The organism is Ochrobactrum sp. EDr1-4 (assembly GCF_049199085.1).
In the GTDB taxonomy this organism is placed as follows: domain Bacteria; phylum Pseudomonadota; class Alphaproteobacteria; order Rhizobiales; family Rhizobiaceae; genus Brucella.
Genome location: NZ_JBLZOF010000001.1, coordinates 508,065 through 526,038, shown reverse-complemented (window position 1 = coordinate 526,038; position 17,974 = coordinate 508,065). Strand labels below are relative to the sequence as shown.

Genomic DNA, 17,974 nt, shown 5'->3' with positions numbered 1-17,974 from the left:
GGAAAGCAAGCAGTCATGCAGCAGTCAAAGCCCGATATGGGGCCGAATTCAGATGTTCAGTCGCGCGACACACGCGGACGTGTGAAGGATGCGCCATCAGGCCATTGGGTCTATCGCGTGCTTCCGCCATCGCTATGGCCTTATGCGCAGCTTGCGCGCTGGGATCGTCCGATTGGCTGGCAGCTTTTGCTATGGCCATGTTTCTGGTCAGCGGCTCTCGTGGCGGGTGCAGGTGCGCAACCAGGCGATGATGCATGGTCTGTGGTGCCATCCATCTGGCATCTCGTTTTATTTTTCGTCGGCTCTGTCGCGATGCGTGGTGCTGGCTGCACCTATAATGATCTCGCAGATCAGGACATTGACGATAAGGTGGACCGCACACGCTCGCGGCCGCTCCCGTCAGGTCAGGTGACGCGCAAACAGGCAAAAATATTCATTGTCTTGCAGGCTCTGGTTGGGCTGGCTGTTGTGCTGCAATTTAACTGGTTTACGATTGGCCTTGGCGTTGGATCGCTCGTGATAGTTGCGGCCTATCCCTTCATGAAGCGTATCACGAATCTGCCGCAACTGGTGCTCGGCCTTGCTTTTTCATGGGGCGCACTGATGGGCTGGGCGGCGGTTGAAGGCTCGCTCTCACTCTCGCCTGTGCTGCTTTATATCGGTGCGATCCTTTGGACGATTGGCTATGACACGATCTACGCCCATCAGGACAAGGAGGACGATGCGCTGGTCGGCGTCGGGTCGACGGCTCGTCTGTTTGGTAAACATACCAAAACGGCACTGCTGGTGCTTTATGGTGGAGCAATTGGCTTTTTCGCTGCGGCCTTTGCGGTTGCACAGGTGCCGATGCCAGCGCTTGCCGGACTGCTCGCAGCTGGCGTTCATCTTTACCGACAAATCATCGTGCTGGATATCGATAATCCTGACCAGTGCTTGCGTTTGTTTAAGTCGAACAACACGGTCGGCTGGCTGATTTTCTTGGGCCTCGTACTAGGAAGCCTATGGGTGGCATTAAAGCCGATGGTATAAAATGAGAGCGCATCCCGAAAAGTGTGAAGCGGTTTTCGGATCAAGATGCGCGTCAAAAAACATCTAAAAGGCCGCTGATTTCAGCGACCTTTTTCATTTTATGGATAGAGACGATCTTTGTGCCAGTCGCCTTCCGGCGTGTCGCGGGTAAATAACACGCGGTCATGCAAGCGGAAGGGGCGATCGTGCCAGAACTCGATGGAAACTGGGCGGATGCGGAAGCCCGACCAATGTTGAGGCCGAGGGATTTCACCAATCGCATAACGAGCCGTATATTCTGCAACAGCCTTTTCGAGCGCAAAGCGGCTTTCTAGCGGGCGCGACTGCTTTGAAGCCCATGCGCCGATACGGCTGCCACGCGGACGCGATGCATAATAAGCATCGGCTTCTTCGGCGCTAACCTTCTCAACAGGGCCACGCACGCGTACCTGACGACGCAGCGATTTCCAGTGAAAGCACATGGCTGCTTTTTCAGCAGACAGGATTTCCTGTCCCTTGGCACTTTCGTAATTGGTGTAGAAAACAAAGCCGTGCTCGTCGAAATCCTTGAGCAAAACCATACGCACATTCGGCAAACCATCCGGATCAACGGTGGCGAGTGCCAATGCGTTTGGGTCGTTAATTTCGCTTTTGGTGGCGTCATTTAGCCATTGCGCAAAAAGCTCGAACGGTTCGGAGTTCTGGGTGAAGTCGTCGCTAGTATCGGTCATTTTCTGCTATTTCATATCTTCATGAAAGTGTGTGGAAGCGAACTTCGTCCATATCACGCATTTTGTCTATTGTTTTGCTGGGATTTTGCGCAGATGAGCAGATTTTGAGCGTTGTTCTTTGGTAGTGATTTGTTTACCCTGCCTGCGAACCGCTTGTTAACTCCATATCCCCCATATTCATTGCATCTTTAGGATGTACTTAAGGGAAGACCCGTTGGCCGCTGGACTTGCTCGCCGCGAGAAAAATGATGTGATCTGCAATCGAAGCATGGCTCTGATCCGCCATGTGGCCCTCGCTGCCGTCATGGTTTCGCTCGCAGGTTGTGCGATGGGCGGAGTTGGCATCGACAAAGCGGTTCCTGATTCCTCGACCATCACCGGCTCTATAAAGTCCGTCGAAAAAGACGAGACGGATAATGGCAAGCGTTCCGACCAGTCCACGATCAAGAGCATTGTTTCAGCACTGAACTTTACGCAATGGGGTAAGAACCCGGTTCCTTGGGCTAATCCCGATACCGGCAGTCAGGGTGCCATAACCACCATTGCCGAAACGAAAGCCAACGATACGCTTTGCCGACAGTTTGAGACATCGCGTGAAGCTTTTGACGGCGTTTCGATCTATCGTGGTGAAACCTGTATGCAGCGCGGCGGTGAGTGGACATTAACCTCATTTGCACCGCTTTAGGTTTTTTAGTACTCCACACGCGCTATTACTCTGGAAGTTTTAAGCCTTAGTACTCATATTACGGCAAAGTGAGTCTAACGGCTGATAAATCAGTCATTTTCCCGAATGAGGACTATATGCGCGATCCCTATAGCGTGTTGGGCGTCGCCAAAACGGCGAAGCCCGAAGAAATAAAATCGGCTTTCCGCAAGCTGGCCAAGAAATACCATCCGGATCAGAATCAAAATGATCCGAAAGCGCAAGAGCGCTTTTCCGAAATCAATCAGGCCTATGAGATTGTCGGCGATAAAGACAAGCGCGGCCAGTTTGACCGGGGCGAAATCGATGCCGAAGGCAAGCAAGCCTTTCAAGGTTTTGCCGGGCAGGGTGGCCATTCTGGATTTGGTGGCGGCGGCGATCCGTTCGCAGGCTTTCGTCAGCGTGGCGGTGGTCAGCAGGGTGGTTTCGGCGGCGGTGCCGAAGACATTCTCAATGATATATTCGGTGGCGCTTTTGGCGGCGGCGGCGGTGGTCGTGCACGTCAGCGTGGTCCTATCAAGGGCGACGATTTGGCTGCTTCGATCAATATCACGCTTGAACAAGCTGCCGGTGCTGACAAGGTTGAGGCCGTTTTTCCGAATGGCAAACACCTGAAAATCAAGCTGCCGCAGTTTGTCGAAGATGGTCAGACCATTCGCCTGAAAGGTCAGGGCGAGCATGTTGTCGGCGGTACGCCGGGCGATGCGCTGGTGACGATCCATTTCAAGCCAAGCGCGCGCTTTAAACTCGAAGGCCGCGATGTGCATGTCGATTTGCCGGTCGAACTTGCAGACGCAGCGCTAGGTGGCAAGGCGGAAGTTGAAACGCTCAGCGGTCGTATCGCAGTCAAAGTGCCCGCATGGTCGAGCTCGGATAAGGTTTTGCGTCTTAAGGGCAAGGGTCTGCCGCTCAAAGCTGGTGGCCATGGCGATCTTTATGTTCATGTTCGCATCATGTTGCCCGAAGGCGGCGATGCAGAACTTGAAGAGTTTCTCAAGAAACGCAAAGGCGACTAACAAGCTTTTGCCGCATCAACTGTAACCGGATCGCTGCACTGCGCGGCGATCCGTCGCTTGCAATCTATAATACCCGGCTTTTTGTGCGCAATTGCTTGAAGCCTGTGCAATGCTGTGCGATAGGGCATCTAGTTGATTATATTTCGATGAGGACCCTTAATGACCGCAAAGTCAGGTTTGTTGCAGGGCAAGCGCGGATTGATTCTGGGCGTAGCCAACAACCGTTCTATCGCCTGGGGCATTGCCAAGGCCGCTCGTGAAGCTGGTGCTGAACTCGCATTCACCTATCAGGGTGATGCGCTGAAGAAGCGTGTCGAGCCGCTGGCCGAAGAACTGGATGCTTTTGTTGCCGGACATTGCGATGTTGCTGACGGTGCAAGCATTGATGCTGTTTTTGAAGCACTGGAAAAGAAGTGGGGCAAGCTCGACTTCGTCGTTCACGCCATTGGTTTCTCCGATAAGGATGAACTGACGGGCCGTTATGTCGACACGTCAGAAGCCAATTTCCAGAACACTATGCTTATTTCGGTTTATTCGCTGACCGCGATTTCGCGTCGTGCGGAAAAGCTGATGAATGATGGTGGTTCGATTCTTACGCTGACCTATTATGGCGCTGAAAAAGTTATGCCGAATTACAACGTCATGGGCGTTGCAAAGGCAGCTCTTGAAGCAAGCGTGAAGTATCTGGCCGTTGACCTTGGACCGCAGAACATTCGCGTGAATGCGATTTCGGCAGGTCCGATCAAGACCCTGGCAGCTTCGGGCATTGGCGATTTCCGCTATATTCTTAAGTGGAACGAATATAATGCGCCGCTGCGCCGCACGGTTACGATTGATGAAGTGGGCGATGTTGGCCTTTACTTCCTCTCTGACCTCTCGCGCTCGGTCACAGGTGAAGTCCACCACGCCGACAGCGGTTATCATGTCATTGGCATGAAAGCAGTTGACGCGCCGGACATCTCGGTCATCAAAGACTGATCTGAACATTCCAAAATCCCGAAAAGTTGACCGACTTTTCGGGATTTTTCTTTGTCTCTTCATCGCCGAAGGGGCTATTCAAAATAGAATTACTTGCAGACAGAGGTGTGATTTTGGCCCGCGAGATCATCTATTTTTCGCGTCATGGTGAGACGGACTGGAATGTTGCACAGCGCATTCAGGGGCAGCTTGATATTGACATCAATGCCCATGGCCGCACACAGGCGGACCGAAACGGCGATATGCTGAAATCTCTGATCGGCGATGGTGCCGGTTACGATTTTGTCGCAAGCCCGCTGCGCCGCACGCGTGAAACCATGGAGCGTATTCGTCTGCGCATGGGCCTTGATCCTTATGATTTCCGCACTGACCCGCAATTGATGGAAGTGAATTTCGGCGATTGGCAGGGCTTCATGATGGAAGACATTGCCAAAGAGCGAGAAGACCTTCTCGATGCCCGCGCTCAGGATAAGTGGAACTTCATACCGCCAGGCGAGACTGCTGAAAGCTACATGCGCCTGTCACAACGCATTGGCCGCTGGGTCGAAGCGGTGGAATGGCCAACGGTCTGCGTGACGCATGGCGGCTGCATTCGCACGTTGTTCTATCTTTACGGCAATATGGACGGCCATGCTGCCGCCAATCTGTCGATCCCGCAGGATAAGATTCTGAAATTCGAGAACAACAAGCTTGAGTGGGTCTGAGTGAGCTCAGACCTTGTTTCAAGCAAGTCCTGTGTGTGATTCTGCAGGTCTGTCTTTTGGTTTGATGCCAGCCTGCGCCAATGTCCGGTCGAGAAGCTGTTCATAGATGGGCTTGCCGCCAATCCATTGCGCAACGAGATTGGCTGTGAGGCAGGTGGCAATCAGCGGCATTGCCATGCCATAGGCGCCCGTGAGTTCGAGCGTCAGAACAACGCCGACAATTGGTGCGCGAACCGATGCCGTAAACAGCCCGCCCATAGCCGCTATGGCAAATGCCAGAGGCATGATGCCTGCATCAGGCAGAAGCACGCTGATGATGCCTGCAAATGCAAGCCCAACACACGTCGCCAATGTGAGCATGGGCGCAAAAATACCGCCCGGAACGCCGGTGGAATAACTGCCAACCATCGTGAAATAGCGCGCAAAAGCCAGTAGGAGCAGAAGTGCCAGGCCGGTTTTCTGGTGAGCAAGCTGCATGATAATATGCTCGCCGCCGGTAACCGAATAAGGCAGCACAATGAAGAGTGCGCCCACGCATAGCCCGATAATTGCCGGATAAAGATATGGCACGCGATTATGCATTCGGGCTGCGAAATCAACCGCCCACATGATGCCACCATTGAGCGCCACTCCAACGAAGCCAAGCAGACAGCCGAGCAACACAAAGGCGGGGAGATGTTCAAGTGCTGCTTTTACATCCGGCATTGACATATCGGGTGCGGTACCGCCGATGATTTGCGTCATGACGGTTGCGAGAAGAGCAGCAGCGATCACGCCCATATAGGTGCGGAATGTGTAAGGAAACTGCTTGTGGGTTTCCTCCACGATAAACAGCACACCAGCCAACGGCGCATTAAAGGCGCAGGCAAGACCCGCAGCTGCACCAGCCGCCAGAATGCCGCGCCGTTCAGTTTCGCTGACTTTGAAGAAATCTGTGATCGCGGCACCAAGCGACGCGCCAATGTGGATGGTCGGGCCTTCACGCCCAAGAACGAGGCCGGACGAAATCGATGTGATGCCCATGAGAAATTTCACAGGCAGCACACGCCGCCAGCGCACCTCACGCAAACCTTCCATCGCGCCTTCAATTTCCTGAACACCACTGCCGCCAGCCTCGGGCGCAAAACGGCGAACGATGAAAACCGCAAGCACTGTGCAGCACATTGTAAACAGTGCTGCCGCAACGATAAGAGGTGTTCCGGTGATGTATTGGCCTAGCTTTTGCGGCCATGTCATCAGTGCATCAATGATGAGATGAAAATATGACCCTACAGTTCCAGTGAGTATTCCAGTCAGGGCAGCGAAGAATACATAGCGTGCCTGCGCTGATCTGTTTCCCGGCCTGTCGAGTGATTTTATCGGATCATCCATCGATGCTTGCCCCAATATGCAATACTCGGCCTGACCGGATTATTGGAGGCCCCCATCTCTCGGACACAAACAGACTCGCCCCTAAAAGTCTAGCAACGACATGGTTTGCGGCGAGCTGATTTGCCATTTGGCAAAATTATGCTATCTTTCCGCCATAAGGAAGGTGTGGCATGGAACTTCAGCCGATCAGTATCACGCCAGCAGGCACTCTGACGAATGCGATTACCAGTGAGGAAGCGGGCGCTTTGGCACGCACAACGGTTAATCTGCTGAGGGTCTGGAAGCTCTCGGATGGAGAAGCGTGTATATTGTTGGGCGATATGTCGCCGCGCACATGGGCGCGATGGAAAGACGGCACTATTGGCCGGATTGATCGCGACCTACGGATGCGTATGGCGCATCTGATGGGTATTCATAAAGGCCTGCGCTATATGTTCCGCGATGCCGCACGCGGTTATGCGTGGATCAGAAAGCCCAATGACGCTTTTGGCGGCCTTTCGGCGCTTGATCTTATGCTGCGGGGCGAAATTTCTGATCTCGCTGCCCTTCGCGAATGGCTCAATGCGGAGCGCGGCGCGTGGTAAGCGGATTGGCGCAAAAGCGACATGTTGATTGGCCGCAGACGTTTCGCATCATTCGGTCCATTCATCCGCCGATTGATCTGTTTGAAGATATTGCCGACCCGCGCGACTGGGAGGCACTGGCCTCAGTCGAGGAAAAAACCAATCCGCGTATTCGTTTTGAGATCGGTGATTTGGGCAAGGTTCCTGCTGAGCGGCGCGTCGTAGGGCAGGGCGCAACCTACGTCATGGCGCCTTTTGTGCATTGTTCGACGACGCGTCCGGGGCGTTTCAGCGATGGCAGTTATGGCATTTATTATGCTGCTGATCGCGAAGATGTGGCGGTGGCTGAAACCATTCATCACCATGAAAAATTCATGCGTGCAACCAGTGAAGAACCCGGCTGGACCTCAGATTTTCGCGTGCTTATCGGCAGCGTGGATAGAGAACTGGACGACGTGAGCGCAGTTCCGGGCGTGCTTAATCCTGTTGATTATGCAGCGTCTCATGTCGAGGGAAGAGATCTGCGCGCAAGCGGAAGTCATGGGCTTTTATGGCCAAGTGTACGGATGCGCGGTGGCTCTTGTATTGGGATTTTTTGGCCGAATGTTATAACGATTCCTGTTCAGGGACGGCATTACAGCTATCACTGGAATGGAACCCGCGTCGATTATGTTCGTCAATACGACACGGGCACAATTTTATCCGTCGTTTAAGTTTACGGCGCTTCCTGAATGTCGGTGATGAAGCGCGTATTGTCGGCTTCATCGTAAAGAATGATAACCTTCATGCCTTTGTTAATGGCGGAATAATCAAACTCGCCCGGCAGCTTATAGGTCTTGCCGTCATCAAGCGTAATTGTTTCTTTGTCTTGATTGATGCCAGTGATCTTGCCTTCGACATCATCTGCCATTGCGACAGTCGAAAAGAGCGAAGCAATGATAAAGAGCAGTCCCACAATATATTGCATGGGTGCCATCCTCCATTTGGGTGCCCGACCGTCCATTGACTGATTCGACACGAATTGCATTTTGCGATTGTTCCCTGATTTTTTTAGCAAACACTAAGAGCTGAAACTGAGGGAAGCAACTTCATTTGTGGCCGTATTTTAGCTGGTGGAATGTGTCAAAAAGAATGCGGCATGTGGATGATCTGATGGAAATTTTGCGATCCTGATGCGCTATTCCCAGCAATAATTTGACCGTTGCTCAAAAGGCCAATAAAACCGCCCCATATCTTGCCGGAAAAGGCGCTCCGTAATCAGGCTTAGCTCATGTCTCATAACAGTTTCGGTCATTTGTTCCGCGTAACCACCTGGGGTGAAAGCCATGGTATTGCGCTTGGTTGTGTCGTGGATGGTTGCCCTCCCGGCATCACATTTACCGAGGCCGAAATTCAGTCCTATCTCGATAAACGGAAGCCGGGTCAGTCAAAATATACGACGCAGCGCCGCGAACCGGATCAGGTGCGCGTGTTGTCCGGTGTTCTTTTGGGCGACGATGGCGTTACCATGACCACGACAGGTACGCCGATTTCGATGATGATCGAAAATACTGATCAGCGCTCCAAGGACTATGGCGATATTGCAAGCCAGTACCGTCCGGGTCATGCTGACTATGCCTATGACGTGAAATACGGCATTCGTGATTTTCGCGGTGGTGGACGTTCTTCGGCGCGCGAAACAGCGGCACGCGTTGCAGCCGGTGCCATTGCGCGCAAAGTTGTCCCGGGCTTGCAGGTGCGTGGTGCGCTGGTTTCGATGGGCGTTCACGACATTGATCGCTCGCGCTGGGACTGGAACGAAGTCGATAACAACCCGTTCTTCACGCCGGATGCGGGTTCGGTCGAGGTATTTGCAGAATATCTCGATGGTATCCGCAAGAATGGGTCTTCCATCGGTGCGATTATTGAAATCGTGGCGGAAGGTGTTCCTGCCGGTATCGGTGCGCCGATCTATGGCAAGCTTGATCAAGATATTGCAAGTTATCTGATGTCGATCAATGCCGTGAAAGGCGTTGAGATAGGCAATGGTTTTGAAGCTGCACGTCTGACTGGCGAAGAAAATGCCGATGAAATGCGGATCGGCAATGATGGCCAGCCTGTATTTCTGTCTAATCATGCGGGCGGTGTTCTGGGCGGCATCGCAACTGGTGCGCCGGTTGTCTCGCGTTTTGCAGTGAAGCCAACATCGTCGATCCTAACGCCGCGCAAGTCAATTGATGCGCAGGGCAAGGAAGTGGATGTGATGACCAAGGGTCGCCATGATCCATGTGTGGGTATTCGTGCTGTGCCGATTGGCGAAGCGATGGTCGCTTGCGCCATTGCTGATCATTATCTGCGCCATCGTGGGCAGACAGGACGCGTATAAAATATTCAGAGACGAGTTTCAGGAACTGAGGGCCGGTTTTCGACTGAAACTGAGGGACAAAGATTGAGGCTGAAATGAGCTATAATCAGAAACAGGTCGTTGATGCGCTGCGGGCTTTTGAACGCGGTGAAATCGTTGTGGTCATGGATGATGACGGGCGCGAGAATGAAGGTGACCTGATCGTCGCCGCTGTTCATTGCACCCCGGAAAAGATGGCGTTCATAGTGCGCTATACGTCGGGGATCGTCTGCACACCGATGCCACGTGAGGAAGCCAAGCGCCTCAACCTCGCACCGATGGTTGCCGAAAACGAATCGGCTCACACGACTGCTTTTACGGTCACGGTTGATTATCGTCATGGCACCACGACAGGCATTTCTGCTGATGATCGCACGCTTACGGTTCGCAATCTAGCAAACCCGAATGCTGGTGCTTCCGATTTCGTGCGTCCCGGCCATATCTTCCCGCTGATCGCACGTGAGGGCGGTGTTCTGATGCGTTCCGGTCATACGGAGGCAGCTGTCGATCTTTGCAAGCTCGCAAACTTGCCGCCAATTGGCGTGATCTGCGAGCTTATCAATGATGATGGCACCGTTATGCGTGGTCCTGACGTAACGAGCTTTGCAGAACAGCATAAGCTGCATCGCGTCACGGTGGCTGATCTTATTGCCTATCGTCAGCGCAAGGAAACATTGGTTAAGCGTATCGGCGATGCTGCAATTGATACCTGCGCAGGTCCGGCCCATGCCTATACTTACGAGCTTCCATGGGAGCCGATGCAGCATGTGGCTGTCGTCTTTGGTGACATTCGCGACGGCGAAGAAGTGCCTGTGCGCTTGCATCGCGAAGATGTGCTGAGCGATGTGTTCGGCAATGGCGGCAGCAATCTCGACGAGATCATGAAACGCATGGGCAAAGAAGGCCGTGGCGTGCTGGTTTACTTGCGTGAAGATTCGGTAGGCGTGCGCTCTGATCATCGCGATGCGCGGGCGCGTGAAGCTTTGCTTGGCGAGCAGGAAGCCCATGCGGAAGCTGTGGCGCGTGAAGAAGAATGGCGTCAGATTGGCTTGGGTGCGCAGATCCTGAAAGATCTCGGCATTACTTCAATTGTGCTGCTGGCTTCGCGTGAGCGTCACTATGTTGGTCTTGAAGGTTTCGGCATCAATATCTCGCGCACGGAAATCATCTGACACAGTGTTGTTGGCTAAGGATGCTAGAGGAGCGCAATGACAACACGGCTTTACTGGCATCCCACCTATCTTGAACATATCGTGCCGCCCGGACATCCCGAGCGGCCCGACCGCATTCGTGCACTGATGAGCGAGCTCGATGGGCCGGATTTTTACCGTCTCGATCGTGTGGAAGCGCAAATGGCATCTGAAAGTGCCATTCTCCTCGCGCATCCTGAAAGCTATGTCGATGAGATCCGCCAGCAAATTCCTGATCCCATCGATGACGAAGAAGCGCCTCAGCCCATCAATAAGCTTGGTGTCGATACTTATGTAAGCCCGAAAAGCTGGGAAGCTGCTCTTCTGGCAATTGGTGCCGCAACTAACGCAGTTGATGATGTGTTTTCAGGTGCGGCCGATAATGTGTTTGTCGCCTCGCGCCCGCCCGGCCACCATGCCGAGCTTACGACCGCCATGGGCTTTTGCCTTTTCAACAACGTGGCCATTGCTGCACGCCATGCGCAGCGCAATCATGGTGCAGAGCGTATTGCGATTGTTGACTGGGACGTACATCACGGCAATGGCACACAGGACATTTTTCAAGATGATCCGAGCGTTTTGTTTTGCTCAACGCATCAGTTTCCACTGTTTCCGGGCACCGGCCGGAAAGATGAAGTGGGCGTGGGCAATATCGTTAATGCCCCGCTGTCACCAAATACTGGCAGCCGCGAGTTTCGCGAAGCATTTAATAGTCGTGTATTGCCTGCTTTGGACAACTTCCGGCCAGATTTGATCCTTATTTCAGCTGGCTTCGACGCACATTTCCGCGATCCTCTTTCCGAGATTAATCTCGATGAAGCGGATTTCGATTGGGCGACGGGCAAGCTCATGGAACGCGCAGAGCGCTTCTGCAATCACCGGATGGTGAGTGTGCTTGAAGGTGGATATGATCTTGAGGGCTTGTCGCAGTCCGCGTCTTCCCATATTACGCGGCTGTTGAAAGGATAAACCATGGTAACCGAACCGTCCAACACCGACATTGCAGTTATGAGCTTTGAGGACGCCTTGAAGCAGCTTGAGAAGATCGTCGATGCTTTGGAGCGGGGCGATGTGCCGCTTGAGGAGTCGATCCGCATCTATGAGCGCGGCGAAGCGCTGAAGAAGCATTGCGATACGCTGCTTAAATCTGCGGAAGACAAGGTGGAGAAGATTCGCGTTGGTCGCGATGGTCAGCCTGTCGGTACAGAACCGCTCGACGCTGAATAAGATCAGTTAAGATTTTTATCTGGATATAAAAATAGCGGCTCTTTTGGAGCCGCTATTCCTTTGTGTCGCGTTCGGTCTGACTGGAGGTCGGGAAGCTTTAGCGACGCAAATTTGAACTAAGCAATATTGCTTAGAACGAACGCTGGAAGCGAACCATGCCCTGAACAGCGTCTTTGCCCTTGAGGACCGAACGATCGTCGTTCCACTTGGTGTAGGACACTTCTGGAGTGATGGTGAAGCCCGGTACGATGGTGTAAGCAACGTTCATGGTGCCTGCAAAACGGCCAGCTTCTTCGTAAGCTGCCTGAATGTTGAAGGCGGTCTTCTTGTTGAACTTGTACTTCGCGCCACCCCAGACAGCCCAATCGCCGCCCCATGTGCCGTAGAAGCTGTCGATCTGACGAACGCCAGCAATGTAATGGTCGTCGTTCGACTTGTAAGCGCCCTGTCCCCAGATCGAGAACTGTTCGGTTACGTTCACGTCGAGGCGAACCTTGCCCATCCACTTTTCATTGAGCGCGTCGTAAGCTGCAACACCGGCGATCGAACCCCAGCCCTGAGCATACTTTAGGCCACCAACAACATGTGGTGTGTAGTCGTCGATGGTGACGGAGCCGTTGGAATCGCCATTGCCGCCCTGTTCAAGCGCAACGATAGCCGAAAAGCCGTTGCCGCCCTTGAAAGTGTAGCTGATCGCGTTGGTGCGGGTGCCGCCAGCGAGGATCACGTCGTCGTTGATGACGTCGCCGAGGTAGCCAGTGAAAGTTACGAATGCTGATTCGTCGAGACCAACGCGAAGGCCGCCGAGCTGGATGTAGCCATAACGCAGGGTGCCGGTCGAGCTTGCATCAGCGCCGTTCTGGTACTGGAAGCGGGCTTCAGTATAGGTCTTCAGTGTGCCGAGTTCGGTTTCCGATGCGGTCGAGAAACGGAGCGAGAAACGGGTCAGGTAGTCATAGTTGTCGCGATCACGAGCGCTAAGGGTCTTAGCATAGACATTGTCGCCGCCCTTGATATCAGCGCGTACATAACCGTGGATGCGCAGGCAGGTTTCGGTGCCTGGAATGTAGAAGTAGCCAGCGCCGTATGCATCGCAAACGCGAACATATTCTACTGCTTCTGGCTCTGGCGCAACAATCGCGTCAGCAGCTTGTGCAACTGATGCGAACGAAAATACTGCAGCCGAAGCGCAGAGAAAATGCTTAACCCTCATAAGAAACTCCATAAGTGAGGTGTGACTGGAGCGCTTATAGAGGTGTAAAAAAAACAAACAATATCAATTACATGTCAGATTGGTGAAGTTTTAATGACTAGGCAACACTGGTCGATTTAAATATAGGGCAGTGAAATTTATCGCGTGTTGTTGCATTTGCACATCATTATATTTGATCCACCCAAAACTACTTGCTTGCTGGCTTAGTGGATCATGTTTTTGATGTGAATGACATAAGGCGCAAGCATACCACTCAGAAGATAAGGGCCAAGCCCCCAAACCAGTGTCCAAACTGCTGCACCGAAAATATTCGCTGCCATGAAGTGTAGCGGCGGCATTTTCATGGAACCGGCAATGATGCCGTTCAGCTGTCGCAACAACACGACAAAACGGGCAGTGGCGACGACAAAAATACCTTTGGTTTCAAATATCCTTTCAAAATGTTCGAGCCGTTCCGGCGTCAGTTTAATGCGGCTGCCATAACGCAGGATCAACGCGCGTCCGCCAGAGCGCCCGATGATATATCCAGTAGTGTCTCCAAGAACGGCTCCGATAAACACGGCGAGCAACACATGCTCAATATGCAGTGTTCCATTCAATGCAAGGAGTGAGCAGGCAATCAATGCGCTTTCACCGGGAAGCGGTGCGCCAAAAGATTCAAAATAGACAATGATAAAAATCGCAAAAGCGCCGTAAGCCGCGATGTAATGTTCGATAAAACCCATCTGGCACTGGTGCTTTCATGAATGGTAATAAAAAGGCTCCGGCGCGAACCGGAGCCATATAGCACTATAACGTGTTTTTCAGCCGATGGAACGCTTGCCGGTGATCTTGTGATAGGCCCACAGGACAAGGATCGAGCCGATAATCGCAATGATCAGGCTCATTGGATCGAAAGCGCCAGTGACGCCGCGACCAAACAGTGTTGAAGAGAGAGCGCCGCCAACGATCGCCCCGACAATGCCGAGCGCAATGTCGAAGAACAGTCCCTGACCGCTTTTATTGACGATTTTACTGCCGATAAAGCCGGCAATCAGGCCTAGGATAATCCAGCTTATTATAGACATCTAATATCTCCGATTGCGAAAATAAGGTTTTGCATCAGACAGTTAGAAAATTTTCACAATAGTTTCGATTTGGCAAGGTATAATGCTTGTCAAAGGTGAAAACTTATTTCACCTTAACTTATCGCGTGTGAAAAAACCACAGCGACCAACAGGGAGTATCGTGTGATGGGAAGTTATGATGACAATTCCAGCAATTCGCCGATCCCCGGCGGCAGTCTTGCCAAGCCGGTTCTGATTGCGCTCGGCGCGCTTCTGGTGGGTAAGATGCTTAAAGGCCATAGCGACGAGCCTGAACAACCGGCTTCTGTTCCTGATCAATCTGCACCGCAGCAGGCAGATAATGGCGGCGGACTGCTTGGCGGCATTCTCGGTGGCCTTGGTGGTCTGCTTGGTGGCGCCCTTGCAAATGGCAGTGCGTCATCTGCTCCCGCAGCGCCGGGTCCGCTCGGTGGTGGTCTGGGCGGTCTTCTGGATCAGCTTAAACAAGCAGGCCTTGGTGATAAGGTGGATTCATGGGTCGGGCAGGGCAATAACCACCAGATAGAGCCGGGTCAGCTTGGCGATGCACTTGGCAATAAGACATTGAGCGAAATCGCAGCTCATGCAGGTATTGACCAACAGGAACTGCTCAATCAGCTTTCGCAAGTGCTTCCGGGTCTGGTTGATAAGCTGACCAGCAATGGACAGGTGCCCGACACCAACGAATTGTCGCGCCTGTTGCACAATCGCTGACACAGTTCTATCTTTTTAAAGATGACGCACCGGCAAGCCGTTTGCCGGTGCGATTTTATTTGGTGGCTGTCCGATGAGCTTTTTTCCCTGTCCTGATCCGGTGCTTGGCGACAAGACTTCCGTTGATGCTATCGAAACGCTGGTCATCCCGCGCACCAGCGATATTGGCGGGCTGGAAGTGCGTCGTGCTTTGCCCACCGTTAAGCGGCGGCTTGTTGGGCCGTTCATCTTCTTTGATCGCATGGGACCGGCAGTGTTGAAGGATGGCGATGCGCTTGATGTGCGTCCGCATCCGCATATCGGGCTTTCTACGGTGACTTATCTGTTTGATGGTCATATCCGCCATCGTGACAGCCTTGGCACCGAAATGGTGATCCGTCCGGGCGACGTAAACCTTATGACGGCAGGGCGCGGCATTGTCCATTCCGAGCGTTCGCCGGAAGAGGAGCGCAACGGCCCACTCGCCATTTCAGGCGTGCAGACATGGCTCGCGCTGCCCGAGCAATTTGAAGAAATCGATCCGCATTTTTATCACACCAATTCGCCTGATCTGCCATTGATGGACGATAGCGAATTTAATGGCAGGCTGATCATAGGCTCAATGCACGGTCTATCGTCACCCGTCATCCAGCATGCCGAAACGCTCTATGCAGATATTGAAGTGCTGTCCGGTGGACGCTTTCAAATTCCGCCAACCACGGAAGAGCGCGCGATTTATACGCTGCGCGGAAATGTGGGCATTGGTGGAGAAGTGTTCCCACCAGATCGTCTGCTGGCTTTCCGTCCCGGTGACGATATTGTCGTGCAGGCCGGGTCGGATGGTGCGCATTTCATGCTTTTTGGCGGAGCAGCGCTTGGTTCAAAACGCTATGTTTGGTGGAATTTCGTTTCGTCTTCCAGAGAGCGCATTGAGCAGGCGAAGGAAGAATGGCGCACCGGGCGTTTTGATATTGTGCCGGGTGATGAAGAAGAATTCATACCTTTGCCAGAATGATGGAGCATTTCCAGTAAAAATGTGAAGCGGTTTTGCATTCGGATAATGCGATAATACAAAAAGTGGTCGCATAGGACACGATGTCTCGCTGGGTGCACGAAAGCCTTGCCAAGCTTGATCTGCACAAGCTGCTGCTATACCGACAAATAAAAATCGAACCAGAAACAGGTTGTTTTAATGTCCCGACCCATCACCCCATTGCTCGACAAGGCACCGACACCGGAAGCCCTGCGCGCATTGCCGGAGCAGGATTTGCCAAAGCTTGCGGAGGAACTGCGCGCCGAGCTGGTGGACGCAGTTTCAACGACGGGCGGGCATTTGGGGGCGGGGCTTGGTGTTGTAGAACTCACCATTGCGCTGCATCATGTCTTTAACACGCCGCATGATCGTATCATCTGGGATGTGGGTCATCAGGCCTATCCGCACAAGATCCTGACTGGACGCCGTGACCGTATCCGTACGCTGCGTCAGGAAAATGGTCTATCTGGTTTCACCAAGCGCGCTGAAAGCGAATATGATCCGTTTGGCGCGGCACATTCCTCGACATCGATTTCGGCAGGTCTTGGCATGGCCGTGGCCGCGGACCTTTCGGGCGAAAAGCGAAATGTGATTGCCGTTATTGGTGATGGTTCCATGTCGGCTGGCATGGCCTATGAAGCGATGAACAATGCGGGTGCGCTTGATGCGCGTCTTATCGTTATCCTCAACGATAATGATATGTCGATTGCGCCGCCAACAGGCGCTATGAGTGCTTATTTGGCGCGACTTGTTTCCGGCAAGACCTATCGTAGCGTGCGTGAAGCGGCTAAGCAGATAGCCAAGAAACTGCCGAAATTTTTGCAGGATAAAGCCCGCAAGTCGGAAGAGTTTACGCGTGCCTTCTTCACTGGCGGCACGATGTTTGAAGAGCTTGGCTTTTATTATGTCGGACCGATCGACGGGCATAATCTTGATCATATGCTGCCGATCTTGAAAAACGTTCGCGACACGCAAGACGGACCTGTGCTGATCCACATGGTGACGCAGAAGGGCAAGGGCTATGCGCCTGCGGAAGCCGCTGCGGACAAATATCACGGCGTCAACAAGTTCGACGTGATTACCGGCAAACAGGCAAAGCCACCGGCAAATGCGCCGAGCTACACCAAGATTTTCGGTACAAGCCTCATTGAAGAAGCGCGCCACGACGACAAGATCGTGGCGGTGACTGCGGCCATGCCGACTGGCACCGGCCTTGACCTGTTTGGCGAAGTGTTTCCGAAGCGCGTCTTTGATGTCGGCATTGCCGAACAGCACGCAGTCACTTTCGCGGCTGGCTTGGCGTCCGAAGGCTATAAGCCGTTCTGTGCGATTTATTCGACCTTCCTCCAGCGCGGCTATGATCAGGTCGTGCATGATGTGTCGATCCAGAATCTGCCCGTGCGTTTTCCGATTGATCGCGCTGGTCTGGTCGGTGCCGATGGCCCGACGCATGCCGGTTCGTTCGATACTGGCTTCCTCGCAGCGTTGCCGGGCTTTGTGGTGATGGCTGCATCCGACGAAGCGGAACTGCGCCATATGGTGCGCACCGCTGCTGAATATGACGAAGGCCCGATCTCCTTCCGCTATCCGCGCGGTGATGGTGTTGGTGTGGAATTGCCAGAGCGTGGCTCCGTGCTTGAAATCGGTAAGGGCCGTATTGTGCGTGAAGGCACCAAGGTCGCGCTTTTGTCATTCGGCACGCGTTTGCTGGAATGCCTGAGTGCTGCTGATGAACTGGCCGCAGCGGGGCTTTCAACAACGGTCGCGGATGCGCGTTTTGCCAAGCCGCTTGATCATGATTTGATCCGTCGTTTGGCGCGTGAGCATGAAGTGCTTGTGACGATTGAAGAAGGTGCCGCTGGTGGTTTTGCCGCCCATGTGCTGCAATTCCTCGCAACCGATGGTCTACTGGATCGTGGCCTGAAAGTGCGCGTACTGACCCTGCCAGACAGCTATCAGGACCATGCCAAGCCGGAAGTCATGTATGCCAATGCCGGTCTTGATCGCGCTGGTATCGTACACACGGTCTTTGCAGCTCTCGGTCGCGAAGAAGTCGCGGCACCATTTCGCGCATAA

20 protein-coding genes are annotated in these 17,974 nt (G+C 53.3%); 14 read left to right on the top strand and 6 right to left on the bottom strand.

Annotation, left to right across the window (positions count from 1 at the left end; translation table 11 throughout):
* The first annotated feature begins 36 nt into the window (after positions 1–36).
* On the top strand, positions 37–1,029 hold the full coding sequence (ubiA, locus tag ACOZHT_RS02695; protein ID WP_421565393.1) for a 4-hydroxybenzoate octaprenyltransferase: 993 nt from the start codon (positions 37–39) through the stop codon (positions 1,027–1,029).
* A gap of 98 nt (positions 1,030–1,127) precedes the next feature.
* Here the strand turns inward: ubiA and pdxH are convergent, their stop codons facing one another.
* Positions 1,128–1,739: a pyridoxamine 5'-phosphate oxidase gene (gene pdxH / locus ACOZHT_RS02690; RefSeq protein WP_339507963.1), complete on the bottom strand. Its 612-nt coding sequence runs from the start codon at positions 1,737–1,739 to the stop codon at positions 1,128–1,130.
* A 214-nt stretch (positions 1,740–1,953) separates the two neighbouring features.
* Between pdxH and ACOZHT_RS02685 the strand changes: the two genes are divergently transcribed.
* The 4 genes from ACOZHT_RS02685 (at position 1,954) to ACOZHT_RS02670 (ending at position 5,140) form a co-directional block, all read left to right on the top strand.
* Entirely contained in the window at positions 1,954–2,424 is a 471-nt protein-coding gene (locus tag ACOZHT_RS02685) for an RT0821/Lpp0805 family surface protein (RefSeq protein WP_421565309.1), read from the top strand.
* A 116-nt stretch (positions 2,425–2,540) separates the two neighbouring features.
* Complete coding sequence (locus ACOZHT_RS02680; RefSeq protein ID WP_339507964.1) at positions 2,541–3,458, top strand: DnaJ C-terminal domain-containing protein; 918 nt, start codon at positions 2,541–2,543, stop codon at positions 3,456–3,458.
* 159 nt (positions 3,459–3,617) lie between these two features.
* The gene (fabI, locus tag ACOZHT_RS02675; RefSeq protein ID WP_250040211.1) at positions 3,618–4,436 is read left to right on the top strand and encodes an enoyl-ACP reductase FabI; all 819 of its coding nucleotides are present in this window, start codon (positions 3,618–3,620) and stop codon (positions 4,434–4,436) included.
* A 113-nt stretch (positions 4,437–4,549) separates the two neighbouring features.
* Positions 4,550–5,140: a histidine phosphatase family protein gene (locus ACOZHT_RS02670; protein ID WP_339507965.1), complete on the top strand. Its 591-nt coding sequence runs from the start codon at positions 4,550–4,552 to the stop codon at positions 5,138–5,140.
* Positions 5,141–5,158: 18 nt separating this feature from the next.
* On the opposite strand, the gene clcA is transcribed toward ACOZHT_RS02670, so the two are convergent.
* A complete protein-coding gene (gene clcA, locus ACOZHT_RS02665; RefSeq protein WP_339507967.1) occupies positions 5,159–6,511 on the bottom strand; it encodes a H(+)/Cl(-) exchange transporter ClcA in 1,353 nt (450 codons plus the stop codon).
* A 170-nt stretch (positions 6,512–6,681) separates the two neighbouring features.
* On the opposite strand from clcA, the gene ACOZHT_RS02660 reads away from it, so the two are divergent.
* On the top strand, positions 6,682–7,095 hold the full coding sequence (locus ACOZHT_RS02660; RefSeq protein WP_339507968.1) for an MbcA/ParS/Xre antitoxin family protein: 414 nt from the start codon (positions 6,682–6,684) through the stop codon (positions 7,093–7,095).
* On the top strand, positions 7,089–7,787 hold the full coding sequence (locus ACOZHT_RS02655) for an RES family NAD+ phosphorylase (RefSeq protein WP_339507969.1): 699 nt from the start codon (positions 7,089–7,091) through the stop codon (positions 7,785–7,787). Before ACOZHT_RS02660 ends, ACOZHT_RS02655 begins: the two co-directional genes overlap by 7 nt.
* A 2-nt stretch (positions 7,788–7,789) precedes the next feature.
* Here ACOZHT_RS02655 and ACOZHT_RS02650 read toward each other — a convergent pair whose 3' ends face one another.
* Positions 7,790–8,041 (bottom strand): DUF1344 domain-containing protein, encoded by a 252-nt coding sequence (locus ACOZHT_RS02650; protein WP_250040220.1) that lies wholly within the window; start codon positions 8,039–8,041, stop codon positions 7,790–7,792.
* A gap of 303 nt (positions 8,042–8,344) precedes the next feature.
* On the opposite strand from ACOZHT_RS02650, the gene aroC reads away from it, so the two are divergent.
* From aroC to ACOZHT_RS02630, 4 genes are all read left to right on the top strand, one after another.
* Positions 8,345–9,439 (top strand): chorismate synthase, encoded by a 1,095-nt coding sequence (aroC, locus tag ACOZHT_RS02645; RefSeq protein ID WP_339507971.1) that lies wholly within the window; start codon positions 8,345–8,347, stop codon positions 9,437–9,439.
* A gap of 74 nt (positions 9,440–9,513) precedes the next feature.
* Positions 9,514–10,629 carry a 3,4-dihydroxy-2-butanone-4-phosphate synthase gene (gene ribB / locus ACOZHT_RS02640; RefSeq protein WP_339507973.1) on the top strand — a complete coding sequence of 372 codons (1,116 nt, stop codon included), beginning with the start codon at positions 9,514–9,516 and terminating at the stop codon, positions 10,627–10,629.
* 36 nt (positions 10,630–10,665) lie between these two features.
* Complete coding sequence (locus ACOZHT_RS02635; protein WP_339507975.1) at positions 10,666–11,616, top strand: histone deacetylase family protein; 951 nt, start codon at positions 10,666–10,668, stop codon at positions 11,614–11,616.
* A gap of 3 nt (positions 11,617–11,619) precedes the next feature.
* On the top strand, positions 11,620–11,874 hold the full coding sequence (locus ACOZHT_RS02630; RefSeq protein WP_250040228.1) for an exodeoxyribonuclease VII small subunit: 255 nt from the start codon (positions 11,620–11,622) through the stop codon (positions 11,872–11,874).
* 130 nt (positions 11,875–12,004) lie between these two features.
* Here the strand turns inward: ACOZHT_RS02630 and ACOZHT_RS02625 are convergent, their stop codons facing one another.
* The 3 genes from ACOZHT_RS02625 to ACOZHT_RS02615 all read right to left on the bottom strand — a co-directional run bounded on the left by ACOZHT_RS02625 (position 12,005) and on the right by ACOZHT_RS02615 (position 14,154).
* Positions 12,005–13,087 carry a porin gene (locus ACOZHT_RS02625; RefSeq protein WP_421565308.1) on the bottom strand — a complete coding sequence of 361 codons (1,083 nt, stop codon included), beginning with the start codon at positions 13,085–13,087 and terminating at the stop codon, positions 12,005–12,007.
* 203 nt (positions 13,088–13,290) lie between these two features.
* Positions 13,291–13,812 carry a DedA family protein gene (locus tag ACOZHT_RS02620; RefSeq protein ID WP_339507977.1) on the bottom strand — a complete coding sequence of 174 codons (522 nt, stop codon included), beginning with the start codon at positions 13,810–13,812 and terminating at the stop codon, positions 13,291–13,293.
* A gap of 78 nt (positions 13,813–13,890) precedes the next feature.
* On the bottom strand, positions 13,891–14,154 hold the full coding sequence (locus tag ACOZHT_RS02615) for a GlsB/YeaQ/YmgE family stress response membrane protein (protein ID WP_339507978.1): 264 nt from the start codon (positions 14,152–14,154) through the stop codon (positions 13,891–13,893).
* 165 nt (positions 14,155–14,319) lie between these two features.
* Here ACOZHT_RS02615 and ACOZHT_RS02610 point away from each other — a divergent pair, with 165 nt between their 5' ends.
* The 3 genes from ACOZHT_RS02610 to dxs all read left to right on the top strand — a co-directional run bounded on the left by ACOZHT_RS02610 (position 14,320) and on the right by dxs (position 17,974).
* Positions 14,320–14,886 carry a YidB family protein gene (locus ACOZHT_RS02610; RefSeq protein WP_339507980.1) on the top strand — a complete coding sequence of 189 codons (567 nt, stop codon included), beginning with the start codon at positions 14,320–14,322 and terminating at the stop codon, positions 14,884–14,886.
* Positions 14,887–14,959: 73 nt separating this feature from the next.
* Positions 14,960–15,880: a pirin family protein gene (locus tag ACOZHT_RS02605; RefSeq protein WP_339507981.1), complete on the top strand. Its 921-nt coding sequence runs from the start codon at positions 14,960–14,962 to the stop codon at positions 15,878–15,880.
* A 177-nt stretch (positions 15,881–16,057) separates the two neighbouring features.
* Positions 16,058–17,974, top strand: a complete 1,917-nt coding sequence (gene dxs, locus ACOZHT_RS02600; protein ID WP_339507982.1) for a 1-deoxy-D-xylulose-5-phosphate synthase — start codon at positions 16,058–16,060, stop codon at positions 17,972–17,974.

What these genes read in the sequence shown, in the direction of transcription:
- ubiA (WP_421565393.1), top strand. Translation starts at nt 37, where the DNA reads ATGGGGCCGAATTCAGATGTTCAGTCGCGCGACACACGCGGACGTGTG.
- pdxH (WP_339507963.1), bottom strand. Translation starts at nt 1,739, where the DNA reads ATGACCGATACTAGCGACGACTTCACCCAGAACTCCGAACCGTTCGAG.
- ACOZHT_RS02680 (WP_339507964.1), top strand. Translation starts at nt 2,541, where the DNA reads ATGCGCGATCCCTATAGCGTGTTGGGCGTCGCCAAAACGGCGAAGCCC.
- fabI (WP_250040211.1), top strand. Translation starts at nt 3,618, where the DNA reads ATGACCGCAAAGTCAGGTTTGTTGCAGGGCAAGCGCGGATTGATTCTG.
- clcA (WP_339507967.1), bottom strand. Translation starts at nt 6,511, where the DNA reads ATGGATGATCCGATAAAATCACTCGACAGGCCGGGAAACAGATCAGCG.
- ACOZHT_RS02660 (WP_339507968.1), top strand. Translation starts at nt 6,682, where the DNA reads ATGGAACTTCAGCCGATCAGTATCACGCCAGCAGGCACTCTGACGAAT.
- ACOZHT_RS02650 (WP_250040220.1), bottom strand. Translation starts at nt 8,041, where the DNA reads ATGCAATATATTGTGGGACTGCTCTTTATCATTGCTTCGCTCTTTTCG.
- aroC (WP_339507971.1), top strand. Translation starts at nt 8,345, where the DNA reads ATGTCTCATAACAGTTTCGGTCATTTGTTCCGCGTAACCACCTGGGGT.
- ribB (WP_339507973.1), top strand. Translation starts at nt 9,514, where the DNA reads ATGAGCTATAATCAGAAACAGGTCGTTGATGCGCTGCGGGCTTTTGAA.
- ACOZHT_RS02635 (WP_339507975.1), top strand. Translation starts at nt 10,666, where the DNA reads ATGACAACACGGCTTTACTGGCATCCCACCTATCTTGAACATATCGTG.
- ACOZHT_RS02630 (WP_250040228.1), top strand. Translation starts at nt 11,620, where the DNA reads ATGGTAACCGAACCGTCCAACACCGACATTGCAGTTATGAGCTTTGAG.
- ACOZHT_RS02625 (WP_421565308.1), bottom strand. Translation starts at nt 13,087, where the DNA reads ATGAGGGTTAAGCATTTTCTCTGCGCTTCGGCTGCAGTATTTTCGTTC.
- ACOZHT_RS02620 (WP_339507977.1), bottom strand. Translation starts at nt 13,812, where the DNA reads ATGGGTTTTATCGAACATTACATCGCGGCTTACGGCGCTTTTGCGATT.
- ACOZHT_RS02615 (WP_339507978.1), bottom strand. Translation starts at nt 14,154, where the DNA reads ATGTCTATAATAAGCTGGATTATCCTAGGCCTGATTGCCGGCTTTATC.
- ACOZHT_RS02610 (WP_339507980.1), top strand. Translation starts at nt 14,320, where the DNA reads ATGGGAAGTTATGATGACAATTCCAGCAATTCGCCGATCCCCGGCGGC.
- ACOZHT_RS02605 (WP_339507981.1), top strand. Translation starts at nt 14,960, where the DNA reads ATGAGCTTTTTTCCCTGTCCTGATCCGGTGCTTGGCGACAAGACTTCC.
- dxs (WP_339507982.1), top strand. Translation starts at nt 16,058, where the DNA reads ATGTCCCGACCCATCACCCCATTGCTCGACAAGGCACCGACACCGGAA.